General features: G+C 74.2%; 14 protein-coding genes and 1 pseudogene. 5 read left to right on the top strand and 10 right to left on the bottom strand.

Annotation, left to right across the window (positions count from 1 at the left end):
* Window position 1: 1 nt before the first annotated feature.
* Both ybeY and B124_RS09875 read left to right on the top strand, forming a co-directional pair.
* Window positions 2-499 carry an rRNA maturation RNase YbeY gene (ybeY, locus tag B124_RS09880; RefSeq protein WP_496502346.1) on the top strand — a complete coding sequence of 166 codons (498 nt, stop codon included), beginning with the start codon at window positions 2-4 and terminating at the stop codon, window positions 497-499.
* Entirely contained in the window at window positions 496-1,812 is a 1,317-nt protein-coding gene (locus B124_RS09875; RefSeq protein WP_496502345.1) for a hemolysin family protein, read from the top strand. Before ybeY ends, B124_RS09875 begins: the two co-directional genes overlap by 4 nt.
* A 156-nt stretch (window positions 1,813-1,968) precedes the next feature.
* Here B124_RS09875 and B124_RS09870 read toward each other — a convergent pair.
* Window positions 1,969-3,444, bottom strand: a pseudogene (locus B124_RS09870) (MFS transporter).
* 87 nt (window positions 3,445-3,531) lie between these two features.
* On the opposite strand from B124_RS09870, the gene B124_RS09865 reads away from it, so the two are divergent.
* The gene (locus B124_RS09865) at window positions 3,532-4,425 is read left to right on the top strand and encodes a helix-turn-helix transcriptional regulator (RefSeq protein ID WP_496502344.1); all 894 of its coding nucleotides are present in this window, start codon (window positions 3,532-3,534) and stop codon (window positions 4,423-4,425) included.
* A 157-nt stretch (window positions 4,426-4,582) separates the two neighbouring features.
* Here B124_RS09865 and B124_RS09860 read toward each other — a convergent pair whose 3' ends face one another.
* Window positions 4,583-4,933: an ArsR/SmtB family transcription factor gene (locus B124_RS09860; protein ID WP_496502343.1), complete on the bottom strand. Its 351-nt coding sequence runs from the start codon at window positions 4,931-4,933 to the stop codon at window positions 4,583-4,585.
* A gap of 165 nt (window positions 4,934-5,098) precedes the next feature.
* Here B124_RS09860 and B124_RS09855 point away from each other — a divergent pair, with 165 nt between their 5' ends.
* The gene (locus tag B124_RS09855) at window positions 5,099-5,848 is read left to right on the top strand and encodes a hypothetical protein (RefSeq protein ID WP_496502342.1); all 750 of its coding nucleotides are present in this window, start codon (window positions 5,099-5,101) and stop codon (window positions 5,846-5,848) included.
* A gap of 204 nt (window positions 5,849-6,052) precedes the next feature.
* Window positions 6,053-6,415 carry a cytidine deaminase-like protein gene (locus B124_RS09850; protein WP_496502341.1) on the top strand — a complete coding sequence of 121 codons (363 nt, stop codon included), beginning with the start codon at window positions 6,053-6,055 and terminating at the stop codon, window positions 6,413-6,415.
* 200 nt (window positions 6,416-6,615) lie between these two features.
* Here the strand turns inward: B124_RS09850 and B124_RS09845 are convergent, their stop codons facing one another.
* The 8 genes from B124_RS09845 to hrcA form a co-directional block, all read right to left on the bottom strand.
* On the bottom strand, window positions 6,616-7,446 hold the full coding sequence (locus tag B124_RS09845; RefSeq protein ID WP_496502340.1) for an SAM-dependent methyltransferase: 831 nt from the start codon (window positions 7,444-7,446) through the stop codon (window positions 6,616-6,618).
* Between the two features lie 147 nt (window positions 7,447-7,593).
* The gene (locus tag B124_RS09840; protein WP_496502339.1) at window positions 7,594-8,499 is read right to left on the bottom strand and encodes a ribonuclease Z; all 906 of its coding nucleotides are present in this window, start codon (window positions 8,497-8,499) and stop codon (window positions 7,594-7,596) included.
* Between the two features lie 16 nt (window positions 8,500-8,515).
* Window positions 8,516-8,875: a histidine triad nucleotide-binding protein gene (locus B124_RS09835; protein ID WP_496502338.1), complete on the bottom strand. Its 360-nt coding sequence runs from the start codon at window positions 8,873-8,875 to the stop codon at window positions 8,516-8,518.
* A 76-nt stretch (window positions 8,876-8,951) separates the two neighbouring features.
* Entirely contained in the window at window positions 8,952-12,347 is a 3,396-nt protein-coding gene (locus B124_RS09830; RefSeq protein WP_496502337.1) for a S41 family peptidase, read from the bottom strand.
* A 181-nt stretch (window positions 12,348-12,528) separates the two neighbouring features.
* On the bottom strand, window positions 12,529-13,278 hold the full coding sequence (locus B124_RS09825; protein WP_496502336.1) for a 16S rRNA (uracil(1498)-N(3))-methyltransferase: 750 nt from the start codon (window positions 13,276-13,278) through the stop codon (window positions 12,529-12,531).
* Window positions 13,275-14,369 (bottom strand): nitronate monooxygenase, encoded by a 1,095-nt coding sequence (locus tag B124_RS09820; RefSeq protein ID WP_496502335.1) that lies wholly within the window; start codon window positions 14,367-14,369, stop codon window positions 13,275-13,277. The genes B124_RS09825 and B124_RS09820 overlap by 4 nt, the downstream gene beginning before the upstream one ends.
* A 146-nt stretch (window positions 14,370-14,515) precedes the next feature.
* Window positions 14,516-15,649 (bottom strand): molecular chaperone DnaJ, encoded by a 1,134-nt coding sequence (gene dnaJ / locus B124_RS09815; RefSeq protein WP_496502334.1) that lies wholly within the window; start codon window positions 15,647-15,649, stop codon window positions 14,516-14,518.
* On the bottom strand, window positions 15,650-16,675 hold the full coding sequence (gene hrcA, locus B124_RS09810) for a heat-inducible transcriptional repressor HrcA (protein ID WP_496502333.1): 1,026 nt from the start codon (window positions 16,673-16,675) through the stop codon (window positions 15,650-15,652). It lies immediately after the preceding gene.

Genomic DNA, 16,675 nt, shown 5'->3' with positions numbered 1-16,675 from the left:
CGTGTCCGTCGAGGTCAACAACGAATCCGGGGTCGAGACCGACGAGGAGGCCGTGCTCGACGTCGCGCGGTACGCGCTCGCGCGGATGCGGGTCCATCCGCTCTCCGAGCTGTCCGTGATCCTCGTCGACCCCGCCGCGATGGAGCAGTTGCACGTGCAGTGGATGGACGAGCCGGGGCCGACGGACGTGATGTCGTTCCCCATGGACGAGCTGCGCCCGCCCGCCAAGGACGACGAGGAGCCCGTGCAGGGGCTCCTCGGTGACATCGTGCTCTGTCCCGACGTCGCCCGCCGGCAGGGCGCCGCGGCGCCCACCGGCCACTCCATGGACGAGGAACTCCAGTTGCTCACGGTGCACGGGGTGCTGCACCTCCTCGGCTACGAGCACGAGGACCCCGCGGAGAAGGCCGAGATGTTCGGCCTGCAGAAGGCGATCGTCGACGGCTGGCGCGCGGAGCGCGGCGTGACCGGGCCGTCACCGGCGCCCACGGAGCGATGACCGCCCGGCTGATCGCCGCGGCGGTCGTGCTCGTGGGGGTCGGCTGGCTGGCGTCGTGCGCGGAGACCGCGCTGGCGCGCACGACGCGGATCGCCGCCGAGGACGCGGTACGGACCGGGCGGCGCGGTTCGGCGAAGCTGCTGGCGGTGACGTCGGACCCGGTGCGCTATCTGAACGTCGCGCTGCTGGTGCGGGTCGGCTGCGAGACGGCGGCGGGCGTGTTCGTCACGTACGGCTGCCTGCGCTACTTCGACCGCACCTGGGAGGCGCTGACGGTCGCGATCGGCGCGATGGTCCTCGTCTCGTACGTCGCGATCGGCGTCTCGCCGCGCACGATCGGACGGCAGCATCCGGTGGTGACCGCGACGGCCGCCGCGTACGTGCTGCTGCCGCTGGCGCGCGTGATGGGCCCGGTGCCGCGGCTGCTGATCCTCCTCGGCAACGCGCTGACGCCGGGGAAGGGCTTCCGCCAGGGTCCGTTCGCCTCGGAGGCGGAGCTGCGCGCGATGGTGGACCTGGCGGAGAAGGAGTCGCTGATCGAGGACGAAGAGCGGCGGATGGTCCACTCCGTCTTCGAGCTCGGCGACACGCTGGTGCGCGAGGTGATGGTGCCGCGCACGGACGTGGTGACCATCGAGCGGTACAAGACGCTCCGGCAGGCGCTGACGCTCGCGCTGCGCTCGGGCTTCTCGCGGATCCCGGTGACGGGCGAGAGCGAGGACGACGTCGTCGGCGTGGTGTACCTGAAGGATCTGGCGCGGAAGGTGCACATCAGCCGGGAGGCCGAGGCGGAGCTGGTGTCGACGGCGATGCGGCAGGCGGCGTTCGTACCGGACACCAAGAAGGCCGCGGACATGCTGCGGGAGATGCAGCAGCAGCGGATCCACGTGGCGGTCGTCATCGACGAGTACGGGTCGACGGCGGGGATCGTGACGATCGAGGACATCCTGGAGGAGATCGTCGGCGAGATCACCGACGAGTACGACCAGGAGCTGCCGCCGGCGGCGGAGCTGGGCGGTGGCCGCTACCGGGTCACGGCCCGGCTGGACATCGGCGACCTGGGCGAGCTGTACGACCTGGAGCTGGACGACGAGGACGTGGAGACGGTCGGCGGGCTGCTCGCGAAGCAGTTGGGGCGGGTGCCGATCGCGGGGGCGACGGCGGAGGTCGACGTGACGCACGACGCCTCCGACCCGGGGCTGCGGGCGCTGCGGCTGACGGCGGAGTCGCCGGCGGGGCGGCGGAACAAGATCGTGACGGTGCTGGTGGAGCCGGTGCGGGAGGCGGAGACGGAGGCGGAGGAGCGGGGGTAGGGGTACGGCACGGGCGTACGCCCCGGTCCGTACACCGCGGTCCGTACGGCACGGACGTCCGCCCCGGCCCGTACGCCGTGCGCGACGGCCCCCGTACGGGGAGGCGCGGGCCCGGCGTCTTCCGCCCGCCGGCCCCGCGCCCCCCGCCTTTCCCGGCTACGCCGCCGCGCGCGCGGCCCCGCGGCGCAGGCCCACCGCGACCAGCAGCGCCACCGTGACCAGCACCGCCGCGTCCGCCGCCAGGCCCATCCGCAGGCCGTCGAGCAGCCCGCTCTGGCTCGCCGCCAGCGCGCTGAGCAGCGGGATGCCGACGGTCAAGCCGAGCTGCTGGGCACTGGTGACGACGCCGGTGGCGAGGCCCTGCTGCTCGTTCGGCACCCCGGAGGTCACGGTCAGCCCGTACGCGACGATCGCCCACAGGTGGAAGAACGCGGCGACCGCGCCGAAGACGATGACCAGCCACACGCCCGCCGCCGAGTCGCCGATGAGCACCAGCGGCGCGGTGGTCACGCCCTGCAGCAGCAGCCCGGCCTGGAGCGTGCGGTGTGCGCCCCAGCGGGCCACCAGCCGGGGCGCGACGGTGCCGCCGGCGGCGGCGGTCAGGCCCATGACGCCGAAGATCAGCCCGGTGCCGAGGGCGCTGATGCCGCGGATCTCCTGGAGTTAGAGGGTGCCGAGGAAGACGACGGAACTCATCATCGAGAACGTGGCAAGACCGCCGAGCGCGCCCCACCCCACCGTCGGGCGGCGCAGCAGCGGCAGCGACACCAGCGGCTCTTCTGTCCTGGCCTCGACGGCCGCGAACGCGACGAGCAGCGCGGCGCCGACGGCGAGGGTGACGGGCACGTCGGGCCTGCCGAAGCCGTGCTCGCCGGCCGTGGACAGGGCGTAGATCAGCGCGAGGAGGCCGCCGGTGACGGTGGCGGCGCCGGGGATGTCGAGCCGGGGACGGCGGTCGGGGCGGCTCTCGGCGAGCACTCCGGGCGCCACGGCCAGCACGGCGACGGCGGCGACGGCGAGCAGCGCCATCGTGGAGCGCCAGCCGAACGCCTCGGTGAGTACGCCGCCGAGGAGCATGCCGGCGGTGAAGCCGAGCGCCATGATGCTGCCCATGATGCTCAGCGCCCGGGAGCGCTGCGGGCCTTCGGGGAAGCCGGTGGTCAGCAGGGCCATGCCGGTGGGGACGAGGGCGGCGGCGCCGAGGCCCTGGAGGGCGCGGCCGGCGAGGAACGTCGCGGGGTTCCACGCGAGCGTGGCGAGGACAGACGCGACGGCGAAGACGGTGAGGCCGGTGAGGAAGAGCCGGCGGCGGCCGTAGAGGTCGCCGATGCGGCCGAAGAGGAGCAGGAAGCCGCCGGAGGGCAGGGCGAAGGCGGTGACGGCCCACTGCAGGCTGGCCTGGCCGAGGCCGAGGTCGGCGCCGAGTTCGGGGAGGGCGACGTTGAGGATGGAGAAGTCGAGCGCGACCATGAACTGGGACGCGCACAGGAGGAGGAGCACCAGCCGGGCTCGGCCGGTGAAGCGGACGGGGGCGGCGGCCGGGCCGGCCGCGGTGCCGGCCGGCGCGGGTTCGCCGGCGGTGGCGGTGGCCGTCTTCTCGTGGGCGGCCGGGGCCGTGGTCTCGGATGGCATGGGAACAGAGTCCGGCGGCCCTGGGTTTGCTGGGGAGCGGGAACTTATCCTGGTGGCCGTACCACCAGCTACGGACGAGGGGGATCCATGGCAGCGACCGTCACACCGTCCGCGGGCGGCACGAGGTCCCGCAGGCACCGGGAGCTGCGCGAGTTCCTGATGACCCGCCGGGCGCGGGTGAGCCCCGCCGAGGCGGGGCTGCCGGACGGCGGCGCCCGGCGCCGTACGCCGGGGCTGCGCCGCGAGGAGGTCGCGGTGCTCGCGGGCGTGGGGGCCAGTTGGTACCAGTGGCTGGAGCAGGGACGGGACATCACGGTCTCGCCGCAGGTGCTGGACGCGGTGGCGCGGGTGCTGCGGCTGAGCGCCGTCGAGCGGCGGCATCTGTACGTGCTGGCTGGACTGAACCCGCCGGCCCGGACGGCGGAGTACGACCCGGACCATCTGTGCGACGAGCTGAAGCGGGTCATCGACAGTTGGATGCCGCTGCCGGGGCACATCATGGACGCGTACTGGAACACGATCGCGCACAACGACGCGGCGGCCATGATCTTTGGGATGCGGCCGGAGATCTCCGAGAACTGCCTGGTCAACTTCTTCACCGACCCCGTGTACCGGTCCCGTTCGACGCGCTGGGCGCAGACGGCTCCGATCGTGGTCGCGGAGTACCGGGCGGCGATGGCGGAGCGGCTGGACGACGAGGGCTTCCAACTGGTCGTCGACGGGCTGGCGGAGGAGAGTGAGGAGTTCCGCGCGCTGTGGAGCAGCGGGGACGTGGCCGCCGCCGGGCAGACGGCGAAGGAGGTCGAGCACCCGGTCGCGGGCACGCTTTTCCTGGTGAGCACGCATTTGCAGTTGCCGGCCCGGCCGGATCTGACGATCGTGCTGCACAACGCGGTGGAGGGCACGGGCACGGCGGAGAAGCTGCAGTGGCTGACGACCCCGGAGGGCCGCCGCGAGGGCCTGCGGCGCATCGCGGGCTGACGGCCGCCCTTACTCTCCCCCACCCCCGCCGCTGGCCCTGGCGCTGGAGGAGCTGGCGTTCGCCGCCACCGGGCTCTTGGCCGGGCGCGTACGGGAGTTGACCGGTGGGTTCAGCGGCGTAGGTCCCGGTATCCGCCCAGCGTGCGCAGCGCGCTGATCAGCGTCGGCCGGTATCCCGGACAGACCTGCTCACCCCGCCGAGGACGCCCACGGCCTGGAGCAAGCCGGGGAATCCCCGCTCGAACTCCTCGAAACGCAGGGCATTCATCCGGCGGCGCCCCTGGTTGTACTGACTGAGGATCCCCGCCTCGCGGAGCACCCGGAAGTGGTGGCTCAGCGTCGAGGGCGCCAGGTCGAGGCCGAACGTTCCGCAGGCCCTTTCACCCTCGGCTGCCAGCAGACGCACGATCTCGCGCCGCGCCGGATCGGCCAGCGCCTTCAGCACGTCGTCCAGCGACACTTCACCGACAGGCGGCTGATCCAGCGGCTCCCAGCGGCCCGTCAGCATCGTGGCCCCACCCTTCCGAGACATGACGGCATTTCTTCGACAGTCCTTGAAGAGTACAACCCCCTTCCCTTACTCTTCGATACCTGTCGAAGAGATTGGACCACCGTGAACCACCCATTCCATCCCCCGCCTCGACGCCCCACCAGGTCTGCTACCCGCGCCGCCTTGGCCGCCATCGCGACCGCGCTGCTCACCGGGGCACTCGCCGCTCCCTCCGCGGCCACCCCCGCGCTGCCTGACCCCGCCCCGGGCGGTCCCGCCCACCCTGTGGAGCCGGAGGTCGAGGGCCCGGCCAACATCGACACGCTCGACGCCGCCGTACGACCCGACGGCGGCACCCGCGACGGCATCCTCGTCACCTTCGACCGCCGCAGCAGCACCGCCTCCGGCGAGAAGCCGGCCGCGCCGGGCCGCTTCGTCTTCCTCTTCGACAAGTCCATCAGCTTCCACCCGGAGCACTTCCCCACCTGCGACCGCGAGACCATCGAGACGGCCGGCCCCGCCGCCTGCCCTCCGGAGTCCCTGGTGGGCACCGGTCGGGCGGAGACGTACGGGCAGGACGGCGCGGCCGAGGTGAAGGTCTTCAACACCACCTACAACGGCGACGGACGCGGCGTGCTCATCACCATCCCGGCGACGGGCGCGATCTTCGAGAACACCCTCGAACGGGTCTCTGTGCCCTACCGGCCTGACTACCGCTGGGCGTTCGACGAGCTGATCGTGCCAAGTAGCATCTCGCCCCAGGAACGACCGGCGAGCAGCCGGTTCACAGTCGAGTTCGGCGCCACCCGCGAGGCGAACGGGACCACCTACAGCTTCGCGGAGAGCACCGCCCCGCCCGGCCGGCCCCTGGACTTCGGGCTGTGGAGCCGGTTCGTCACCGGCCAGGTCGTCCTGCCCACGGCCCGCGGCTGAGCCCTGACCGGTCCGGCCCGGGACCGGCCCTCGTCTCACGGAGGCGTTCAACGTGCTCGACTGCCGGAACCGACTCACAGGCGCCAAAGTCGACGTGCTGTGAACGGCATCGCAGGGGGATGGACGACGGCGGGAGGGCCTGCGGAGCGTCGCGGGCTGAGGGCCCGGGGTGGGCCGGTCGGGCGGGGACGGCGGGTGGTTCGTATGCTCGGCGGTATGAGCGAGAGCAGCCCGCTGGACCCCGAGGACCGCAAGATCATCACCCTGGCCCGCAGTACGCGTGCGCGCAACGCCGTGCCGGAGGGCGCGGCGGTACGGGACGAGACCGGCCGCACCTACGTCGCCGGCACCGTGGCGCTGGACTCCCTGCCGCTGACCGCGCTCCAGACGGCCGTGGCGATGGCCGTCGCCAGCGGGGCCACCTCGCTGGAGGCCGCGGCGGTCGTCACCGAGGCGGCGGCCCCGGCGGACGCGGACCTCGCGGCCGTCCGCGACCTCGGCGGCCCGGGCACCCCGGTCCTGCTGGCCGCGCCGGACGGCGAACTGCGCAGCACCACCCGGGCCTGACGGCCGGGGTGCGGCGGCGTCCTACGGCCCCCGCGGAGCCGGAGCCGGGTCCGGCTCCGGGCGGAAGCCGATCGTCGCGACCGCCCGGCGCAGCGGCCAGCGGCGGCGGGCGCACGGCGTGAGGCCGTCCGTTGACAACGCCCCGCACACCGGCAGCCGGCCGCCGAGGGCACCCACCGCTCCCAAGTCGCGGTGGCGCGTCAGGGCTTTCGGGCGACGCCGCAGTAGTGTGCGACGTCGATACGCGCGCCGACCTGCGGAGTCTCCGCGGGGTCCGGGCGCCAGCGAGGACAGGAGACGACTCCGGGCTCAAGCAGCTCCAGGCCCGCGAAGAGGCTCTCGACCTCGGCGGCCGAGCGGATGACCAGCGGAGAGCTGCCCCGGCCGTTCCAGAGATCCGCCACCTGGCGCATCGCCTCGGTGTCGACCTCGGTCGTCGGGTGGGAGATCACCAGATAGCTGCCTGGCGGCACCGCGTCCATCAGCCGGCGGATGACCGCTCGCGCCTCCTCGACATCGGGCATGTGGTTCACGATGCCCAGCATGGTGACGGCGACCGGCCTGGTGAAGTCCAGGGTGTGCGCCGCGTCCCGGAGGATCTCCTGCGGATCGTGCACGTCGGCGTCGATATAGGCGGTGGCGCCTTCGGCGGTGCTGGTGAGCAGGGCGCGGGCGTGCGCAAGGACCAGGGGGTCGTTGTCCACGTAGACGACCCGGGCGTCGGGGGCGGTGCGCTGGGCCACCTCGTGGGTGTTGTCGGCGGTGGGCAGGCCGGTGCCGATGTCCAGGAACTGGCGTATCCCGAGCCCGCCGGCGAGCAGCCGGACGGAGCGCATGAGGAACAGCCGGTCCTCACGCGCCGACCTGACCAGGGCGGGGGCCATGGCGAGCATCTCGTCCCCCGCCTTGCGGTCGACGGCGTAGTGGTCCTTGCCGCCGAGCCAGTAGTTCCACACCCGCGCCGAGTGCGGCACGGTGCTGTCCACCCGGGAGTTCGGGTCGAGGGCGTCGTTCGGCAGGGGTTCATTCATCGCGGTGACCTTCTGGCTGTCGTCAAGGGCGTGCCGCTACATACTCGCCGATGGCCGGGGGGCGCGCAGCGGAACCCCGGGTTGTGCCGGGCCGCCGCTCGCGGCAACGCACCACCGCGCCCCGCGGCGTGCCGCCCCCCGCCGCCCTCAGCGCCGCGCCGGCACCGCCACCCGGCCCAGGTCCGTCGCCACCGTCAGCAGCCCCTCGTACCCCGCCTCCCGCGCCTCCCGCGCGAAGTCCGCCGGGTCCGGATAGCGCTGCGAGAAGTGCGTCAGCACCAGGTGCCGTACGCCCGCCGCGACCGCCACCCCCGCCGCCTGCGCCGCCGTCAGATGCCCGTACTCGATGGCCAGCGCGGTCTCCGCGCCCAGGAACGTCGACTCGATGACCAGCAGGTCCGCCTCCTCGGCCAGCGCGTACACCCCCTCGCACAGCCCCGTGTCCATGATGAACGCGACCCGCTGCCCCGGGCGCGGCTCCGAGACCTCCTCCAGGTGCACGCCCCGCAGCGAACCCTCGTGCTGCAGCCGCGAGATGTCCGGCCCCGCGATGCCCGCGCGCGCGAGGCGGTCGGGGAGCATCCGGCGGCGGTCCGGCTCGACGAGGCGGTAGCCGTACGCGTCCACGGGGTGGTGCAGCCGGCGGGCCTCAAGGGTGTACGCGGACGTGGTGGCGATCGTGCCGTCCGCCTCGACCGGGCCGGCCTCGACGACCGCGGTCTCCCGGTACGCGCTCGCGTACCGCAGCCGCTCGTAGAAGTGCAGCCCGCTCGCCGGGAAGTGGACGGTGACGGGGTGCGGGACGCGGTCGAGGTTGAGGCGCTGGATGATGCCCGGCAGGCCCAGGCAGTGGTCGCCGTGGAAGTGGGTGATGCAGACGCGGCTCAGGCCGTACGCGGCCACGCCGGCGCGCAGCATCTGGCGCTGGGTGCCCTCGCCGGGGTCGAAGAGGACGGCGTCGCCGTCCCAGCGCAGCACGTAGCCGTTGTGGTTGCGCTGGCGGGTGGGAACCTGGCTGGCGGTGCCGAGGACGACGAGTTCGCGGGCGGACAACTCCGGGCGGCCCGCCCTACCCGGGCGGCCAGTTCAGGCCGCGCCCGCCGAGCACGTGGGCGTGCGCGTGGAAGACGGTCTGGCCGGCGCCCGCGCCAGTGTTGAACACGACGCGGTAGCCGGTGCCGTCGATCTTGTCCTCGGCGGCGACCTCGGCCGTCTCGCGCAGCACGTCGGCGGTGAGCTGCGGGTCGGCGGCGGCGAGGGTGCCGGCGTCCGCGTAGTGGGCCTTGGGGATGACGAGGACGTGGGTGGGCGCCTGCGGGTTGATGTCGCGGAAGGCGATCGTCGTCGCGGTCTCGCGGACGATGGTCGCGGGCACCTCCCCTGCGGTGATCTTGCAGAACAGGCAGTCGGCCTGCGGTTCCCCGGCCATGTTCCCGGCCTCCTTCGTACGAGTCGGGCGATACGGGCCGCATCGTACCCCGCGGCCCGTACCCGGCGCCCTGCCGCTACTCCCCCGCCGGCTCCGGCGGCGGGCCCGCCGCATCCGGCGACGACTCCGGCTGCGCCGGCTCCGACGACGCCTCCCCCGGCGACGCCTCCCCCGGCGACGCTTCCCCTGGCGAAGCTGGCCCCGGCGCCGCCTCCCCCGGCGTCTCCGGCGGCGCCGCCGCCGGGCTGCGCTCCAGCTCCGCCAGCGCCAGCCGCACCGCCGTCTCCAACTGCGGGTCGCGCCCCTGCGCCCAGTCCTCCGGCGTGAGCTGCACGTCCACGTCCGGATCCACGCCGTGGTTCTCCACGTCCCAGCCCGGCCCCTGGAGCCAGATGCCGTACTTCGGCTGCGTCACCAGCGTGCCGTCGACCAGCCGGTACCGGCTGTCGATGCCGACGACCCCGCCCCAGGTGCGCCGCCCGACGATCGGCCCGATGCCCAGCGCCCGGATCGCCGCGCTGACGATGTCGCCGTCGGAGCCGGAGAACTCGTTGGCCACGGCGACCACCGGGCCGCGCGGCGCGTCCATCGGGTAGCTGACGGGCCTGAGCCCGCGGGCCGCCTCCCAGCCGACGATCCGCCGCGCCAGCTTCTCCACGACGAGCTGGGAGGTGTGCCCGCCGCGGTTGTCGCGGACATCCACCACCAGGCCCTCGCGGGCGACTTCGACGCGCAGGTCGCGGTGGATCTGCGCCCAGCCGGGGCCCTGCATGTCGGGTACGTGGAGGTAGCCGAGCCGGCCCTCGGAGGCGTCCCGCACGTACGCGCGCCGGCCGGCGACCCAGGCGTGGTAGCGCAGCGGCTCCTCGTCGGCGGTGGGCACGATCACGGCGTAGCGCACGTCGCCGCCGTCGGCGGGCAGCACGCTCAGCTCGACCGGCTTGCCCGCCGCGCCCACCAGCAGCGGCGCGGGCCCGGCCAGCGGGTCCACGGGCCGGCCGTCGACGGCCGTGATCGCGTCACCGGGGCGGACGGCGGCTCCGGGCGCGGCGAGCGGGGAGCGGGCGTGGGGGTCGGAGGTCTCGGACGGCAGTATCCGCTCGACGCGCCATCTGCCGTCGTCCGCACGGGTGATGTCGGCGCCGAGGAGCCCCTGCCGCCGCTCCGGGGCGCCCGCGGGGGCGCCGCCGCCCGGCGGGACGACGTACGCGTGCGACGTGCCCAGCTCGCCCTGCACCTCCCACAGCAGGTCGACGAGGTCGTCGTGGGTGGCGACGCGGTCCAGCAGCGGACGGTAGCGCTCCAGCACGCCGTCCCAGTCGACGCCGCCGAGGTCGGCGCGCCAGAAGTGGTCGCGCATCAGCCGGCCGGCCTCGGCGTACATCTGCCGCCACTCCGCGGCCGGGTCGAGCAACTGCCGTACGCGCGAGAGGTCGACGGTGACGTTGTCGCCGTCGCCGTCGTCGAGGTGGCTGGCCTTGCGGTCGGCGGGGACGACCTTCAGCTTGCCGTCGGTGCGCAGCAGGAGCCGGGTGCCGTCGCCGGTGACGGTGAAGCCGTCGGCGTCGTCGGCGAGTTCCTCGACGCGCTGCTTGCCGAGGTCGTAGCGCTCCAGCCGGGTGGTGGGCCCGTCGTCGTCGGGGCCCGCGGTGTCGGTGCCCAGGATGCCGCGCAGCGGGTGGACGAGCCACAGCAGGCCGCCTTCCGCGGCGCGCAGGGTCGAGTACCGGGAGGCTTCGACGGGGAAGGGCAGGATGCGGTCGGCGAGGCCGTCGAGGTCGATGCGGGTGACCGGCGGGGTGTCGCCGGAGCCGGCGTCGTCGCCGTCGTCGGAGCCGCCGCGCTCGGGGGCCCGGCCGTGGCGCTGCGGGCCGAACGGCGAGGGCGTCTCGGCGGCCAGCGTGATCAGGTGGGGGCGGCAGGCGTACGGGAACGACAGGTCGAAGACGTGGCTGTCGTAGACGGGGTCGAAGGCCCGCTCGGACAGGAACGCCAGGTGTTTGCCGTCGGCGGTGAACGCCGGGGAGAAGTCGCGGAAGCGCAGCGGCGTGGCCTCGGCGACGGCCAGCCCGTCGGTGGTGGCCAGCCGTAGCTGCCGCAGCTCGCCGGGGCCCGGGTGGGACCAGGCCAGCCAGGCGGAGTCGGGCGAGAACACCAGCCCGCTGGCGTCGCCGTACGCGCTGGCGTCCACCTCGCGTACGTCGCCCGAGGCGCGTTCGACGAGCAGCACCCGGCCGTCGTGCGCGGCGACGGCCACGCGGCTGCCGTCCGGCGCGACGGCCAGCGCGGTGGCGCGGCCGAGGCGCCCGGCGGCGACGCGGCGGGGGGTGGCCCCGGCGTCGCGGCCGGCGGCGGGGGTGAACTCCAGCGCGTCCTCGCCCTCGGCGTCGGTCACGAACACCACGTGCTCGGCGCCCTCGGCCCGGAACACCCGCGGCATCCGGGCCCGTACGCCCGGCTCCGCGGCCAGCGCACGGGCCGGGCCCTCGCGGTGGGTCACCCAGTGCAGGGTGCCGCGGATCTCGACGGCGCTGCCGCGGCCGGTGTGGTCGGGGCGGGCGGCGCCGAGGTTGTAGCGGGCGCGCAGCGGGCGGGGGCGCAGGTCGGTGCGCTGGCCGCCGAGGCGGATGTCGAGGCGGCGGGGCTCGGTGCCTTCGTCGAGGCCGTCGAGGAGCCACAGTTCGCCGGCGCTGGCGTAGACGACGCGGGTACCGTCGGTGGCGGCGTGGCGGGCGTAGAAGCCGCCGAGTGGGGTGTGGCGGCGCAGCGCGGCGTACGGGTCGGGGGCTGCGGGATCCGGGAGGTCCGCCAGGTCCGCGGAGTACAGCGCGCCGGTGCCCTCGTGGTCGGAGAGGAACGCCAGCCGCCCGCCGGCCCAGAGCGGATACTCGGCGTTGCCGAGGACGGCGTCCAGCCCGGCGGGCCGGGTGAACTCCGCGTCGGGCGCGGTGCGCACCCACAGCCGGCCGGCGGTGCCGCCGCGGTAGCGCTTCCAGTACGCCGCCTCCCGGCCCATGGTCGCGGTGAGCAGCGCGACGCGGCCCTCCGGCCCGTACGCGACGTTCCCGACGGGGCCGAACGGCAGCGTGTGCGCGGGCCCGCCGTCGGTCGGCACGGCGCGCGCCCAGGTGCGGCGCAGCGAGTACTGGCCGTGGGTGGTCAGCGCCAGCACGTCGCCGTCGGGCGTCCAGCCGCGTACGGAGGTCTTGCCGCTGCCCCAGTACGTCAGCCGCACGGGCGCGCCGCCGTCGACGGGCGCGGTGAGGACCTCCGGGTCGCCGTCGCGGGTGGAGGTCCAGGCGACGCAGGTGCCGTCGGGGGCCAGGCGGGGGTGGTCGACCGGCATGTTGTCGGCGCTGACCCGCCAGGCCCGGCCGCCGTCGAGGGGCGCGGCCCAGACGTCGTCCTCCGCCGTGAAGGTGATCAAGTCGCCGTGCAGGTGCGGGAATCGCAGGTAAGCAGGCTGAGTCACGCGATCATCCCATCATGCGAAGGCGGCACTCACCACCGCTTTGCGGTGCGGTGTGACCTTCGTCCTGTAGTCGCTCTGTCCCGGAGTGGAACGAACCGGGACGTAAGCCCGAACTCCTTGGGAAATACCCGCGATCCCAGCGTACGGAACGTCAGGATCCGGGCGTAGGTGGCCTCTCGCCTCAGGACCACCGGCCGGTCGCCGCGAGCACCACCGCACCCGCCGCGGTGCCGGCGGTGGAGGTGCGCAGCACGGTCGGCCCCAGCCGGTACGCCCCGGCGCCCGCGCTCTCGAACGCGGCCAGCTCCTCCGGCGCGACCCCGCCCTCGGGGCCGACCACGAGCACGATCTCCCCCGCCCGCGGCAGCGCCGCCGCGGCCAGCGGCGCGGCGCCCTCCTCGTGCAGCACGGCGGTGAACGCCGCGCCCGCGAGCAGCGGCAGCAGCTCCTTCGTCGAGTGCAGCCCGGCGATCTCGGGGAAGCGCAGCCGGCGGGCCTGCTTGCCCGCCTCGCGGGCGGTGGCGCGCCACTTGGCCAGGGCCTTCTGCCCGCGCTCCGCGCGCCAGCGGGTCACGCAGCGGGCCGCCGCCCACGGCACCACCGCGTCCACGCCGGTCTCGGTCATAGTCTCGACGGCCAGCTCGCCGCGGTCGCCCTTCGGCAGCGCCTGCACGACGGTCAGCCGGGGGCTCGGCGCCGGCTCCTCGCGCACCTCGGCGCAGGTCACCAGCAGCCGGTCGCGGCCCTGTGCGCCGGCCACCGTGCCGTACGCGCCGCGCCCCGCGCCGTCGGTGAGGACGACGTCCTCGCCGGCCTGCAGCCGCCGTACGGACACCGCGTGCCGCCCCTCGGGCCCGGTCAGCGCCAGCACCGCGCCGGGGCGGGCCGCGTCCAGCACGGCGGCGTCGGCGACGAAGACCGGCGCGGTCACAGCACGCCCCCGGGGACATCGCCGGCGGGCTGGGTCGTCCCGGTGAGCGCTTCGGCCAGCTCCCGGGCCAGCAGCTCCACCAGCTCGGCGGCGGGCAGTTCGCGCGCCAGCCGGTAGCCCTGGCCGGCCCACAGCGCCATGCCCTGCGGGTCGCCGACGCGGGCGGCGGCGGCGCGCAGCGGGGAGGTCAGGTGGTGCAGTTGCGGGTAGGCGGCGGGGGCGTACGGGCCGTGTTCGCGTACGAACCGGTTGACCAGCCCGCGTGCGGGGCGGCCGGAGAAGGCGCGGGTCAGCTCCGTACGCGTGAACACCCCGCCGGTGACGGCCCGTTTGTGCACCGCACTGGCGCCGGACTCGGGGCAGACCAGGAACGCGGTGCCGAGCTGCGCGGCGGCGGCACCGGCCGAGAGCACCGCGGCGATCTGCCCGCCGCGCATCAGCCCGCCGGCGGCGATCACGGGGACGTCGACCGCCTCCAGCACCTCGGCGAGCAGCGTGAGCAGCCCGCGGCCCACGTCGTCGTCGCGCGGGTCGTTGCGGAAGCCGCCCTGGTGGCCGCCGGCTTCGACGCCCTGCACGCACACGGCGCCGGCGCCGGCGGCCTGCGCGCGGCGCGCCTCGACGACGTTGGTGACGGTCACGACGGTGTACGTGCCGGCGCGGGCGAAGGCGTCGAGCACGGCCGGCTCGGGGCAGCCGAAGGTGAACGACACCAGCGCCACCGGCTCGTCCAGGAGTATGGCCACCTTGGCGTCGAAGGCGTCTTCCGTGCCGGCCTCGGCGTCGCCCAGCCGGGTGCCGTACCACTCGGCCTCGCCGGCCAACTGCTCGGCGTACGCCTCGATCTGGGCGGGGTCCGGCGGCGCGGAGGGCTGGGGCATGAAGAGGTTGACGCCGAAGGGGCGGTCGGTGACGGCCCTCAGCTGGCGGATCTCCTCGTACATCGCCTCGGGGGTCTTGTACCCCGCGGCGAGGAACGCCAGGCCGCCGCCCTCCAGCACCCCGGCGGCGAGCTGCGGGCAGGATGCGCCACCGGCCATGGGCGCCTGCACGATCGGAAAGGTGAAGAGATCGTTCAGCTCGGTGGGCATGGCCTCATCCTGTCATGCAGGCCGGCCGTCGGCGGCCCCCGCCGGATCATGGAATGCGCACGTCTTCACGCACCGGGGACGCGTACGCCCGACCCGCCGCACCGGGGTCACCTCACCCGACGGGACCCCGGCGGCGACCAGTACGGCTAGCGTCCGCTCCAGGCGTCTTTCAGCCGCGAGAACAGCCCCTGCTGGCCCGGCTTGAACTGGCCCAGCGGACGCTCCTCGCCGCGCAGTTGGGCGAGCTGCCGCAGCAACCGCTCCTGCTCCGGGTCCAGCTTCTGCGGCGTCTCGACCTCGACGTGCACGACCAGGTCACCCCGGCCGCCGCCGCGCAGGTGCGTCACGCCGCGCTGGTGCAGCGGAATCGACTGCCCCGACTGCGTACCGGGACGGATGTCGACCTCTTCCAGGCCGTCGAGCGTCTCCAGATTGACCTTCGTGCCCAGCGAGGCCGCCGTCATCGGGATCGTCACCGTGCAGTGCAGATCGTCGCCGCGGCGCTGGAAGATCGGGTGCGGCAGCTCGCGGATCTCCACGTACAGGTCGCCCGCCGGGCCGCCGCCCGGGCCGACCTCGCCCTCGCCGGCGTGCTGGATGCGCGTGCCGGTGTCGACGCCCGCGGGGATCTTGACCGTCAGGGTGCGCCGCGAGCGCACCCGGCCGTCGCCCGCGCACTCGGGGCACGGGTTGGGCACGACCGTGCCGAAGCCCTGGCACTGGGGGCAGGGCCGGGAGGTCATGACCTGGCCGAGGAAGGACCGGGTGACCTGCGAGACCTCGCCGCGACCGCGGCACATGTCGCACGTCTGCGCCGACGTGCCGGGCGCCGCGCCCTCGCCGTTGCAGGTGCCGCAGACCACCGCGGTGTCGACCTGGATCTCCTTGGTGGCGCCGAACGCCGCCTCCTCCAGCTCGATTTCGAGCCGGATCATGGCGTCCTGGCCGCGGCGGGTGCGCGACCGCGGCCCGCGCTGGCCCGCGGTGCCGAAGAAGGCGTCCATGATGTCGGAGAGGTTGCCGAAGCCGCCGGCGCCGAAGCCGCCGGCCGCGGCGCCGTTCTGCGACAGCGGGTCGCCGCCGAGATCGTAGACCTGCTTCTTCTGCGGGTCCGAGAGCACCTCGTAAGCGGCGTTGATCTCCTTGAACCGCTCCTGGGTCTTCGGATCCGGGTTCACGTCCGGGTGCAGCTCGCGGGCGAGCCTGCGGAACGCCTTCTTGATCTCTTCCTGCGACGCGTCGCGTCCGACGCCGAGGACCGCGTAGTAGTCCGTGGCCACTTATGACTCCGCCAGGATCTGTCCGACGTACCGTGCCACTGCGCGTACCGCTCCCATCGTTCCGGGGTAGTCCATGCGGGTAGGTCCGACCACGCCGAGCTTGGCGACGGCTTCACCGGTGTCGCCGCCAGAACCGTATCCGACGGAGACGACCGAGGTGGAGGTGAGTCCCTCATGGTCGTTCTCGTGACCGATACGTACCCTCATGCCCGGCTCCTTCACCTCACCGAGCAGCCGCAGCAGCACCACCTGCTCCTCCAGCGCCTCCAGCACCGGCCGGATGGTGAGCGGGAAGTCGTGGTCGAAGCGGGTGAGGTTGGCGGTGCCGCCGATCATCAGCCGCTCCTCGGTCTCCTCCACCAGCGTCTCCAGCAGCACCGACAGCACGGTCTGCACCGTGCCGCGGTCGTCCGCAGGGAAGGACTCGGCGAGGTCGGCCACCAGCCGCGGCACGTCGCTGAACCGGCGGGCGACGACCCGGCTGTTGAGCCGGGCGCGCAGGTCGGCGAGGGACTCCTCGCCGAACGGCGCCGGGCAGTCGATGAGGCGCTGCTCGACGCGGCCGGTGTCCGTGATGAGCACGAGCATGACGCGCGCGGGGGCGAGTTGGAGCAGCTCGACGTGGCGCACGGTCGAGCGGGTCAGCGACGGGTACTGCACCACCGCCACCTGCCGCGTCAACTGCGCGAGCAGCCGCACCGTGCGCCCCACGACGTCGTCGAGGTCGACGGCGCCGGACAGGAAGTTCTGGATGGCCCGCCGCTCGGGCGCGCTCAGCGGCTTGACGTCGGCGAGCTTGTCGACGAACAGCCGGTAGCCCTTGTCGGTGGGGATGCGGCCGGCGCTGGTGTGCGGCTGGGCGATGAACCCCTCGTCCTCCAGGGCGGCCATGTCGTTACGCACCGTGGCCGGGGAGACACCCAGGCGGTGCCGCTCGGTGAGCGCCTTGGAGCCGACCGGCTCCTCCGTGCCCACGTAGTCCTGCACGATGGCGCGCAGCACTTCGAGCCGGCGCTCGCTGAGCAT

The sequence above is a fragment of the Streptomyces sp. CNP082 genome (assembly GCF_059570535.1).
Note: the sequence above shows the minus strand (reverse complement) of the source record. Positions and strands in the feature narration are given on the sequence as shown.

Coding starts and splice junctions, on each gene's coding strand:
- B124_RS09875 (WP_496502345.1), top strand. CDS start 496: ATGACCGCCCGGCTGATCGCCGCGGCGGTCGTGCTCGTGGGGGTCGGC.
- B124_RS09865 (WP_496502344.1), top strand. CDS start 3,532: ATGGCAGCGACCGTCACACCGTCCGCGGGCGGCACGAGGTCCCGCAGG.
- B124_RS09860 (WP_496502343.1), bottom strand. CDS start 4,933: ATGCTGACGGGCCGCTGGGAGCCGCTGGATCAGCCGCCTGTCGGTGAA.
- B124_RS09850 (WP_496502341.1), top strand. CDS start 6,053: ATGCTCGGCGGTATGAGCGAGAGCAGCCCGCTGGACCCCGAGGACCGC.
- B124_RS09845 (WP_496502340.1), bottom strand. CDS start 7,446: ATGAATGAACCCCTGCCGAACGACGCCCTCGACCCGAACTCCCGGGTG.
- B124_RS09835 (WP_496502338.1), bottom strand. CDS start 8,875: ATGGCCGGGGAACCGCAGGCCGACTGCCTGTTCTGCAAGATCACCGCA.
- B124_RS09820 (WP_496502335.1), bottom strand. CDS start 14,369: ATGCCCACCGAGCTGAACGATCTCTTCACCTTTCCGATCGTGCAGGCG.
- hrcA (WP_496502333.1), bottom strand. CDS start 16,675: ATGCTCAGCGAGCGCCGGCTCGAAGTGCTGCGCGCCATCGTGCAGGAC.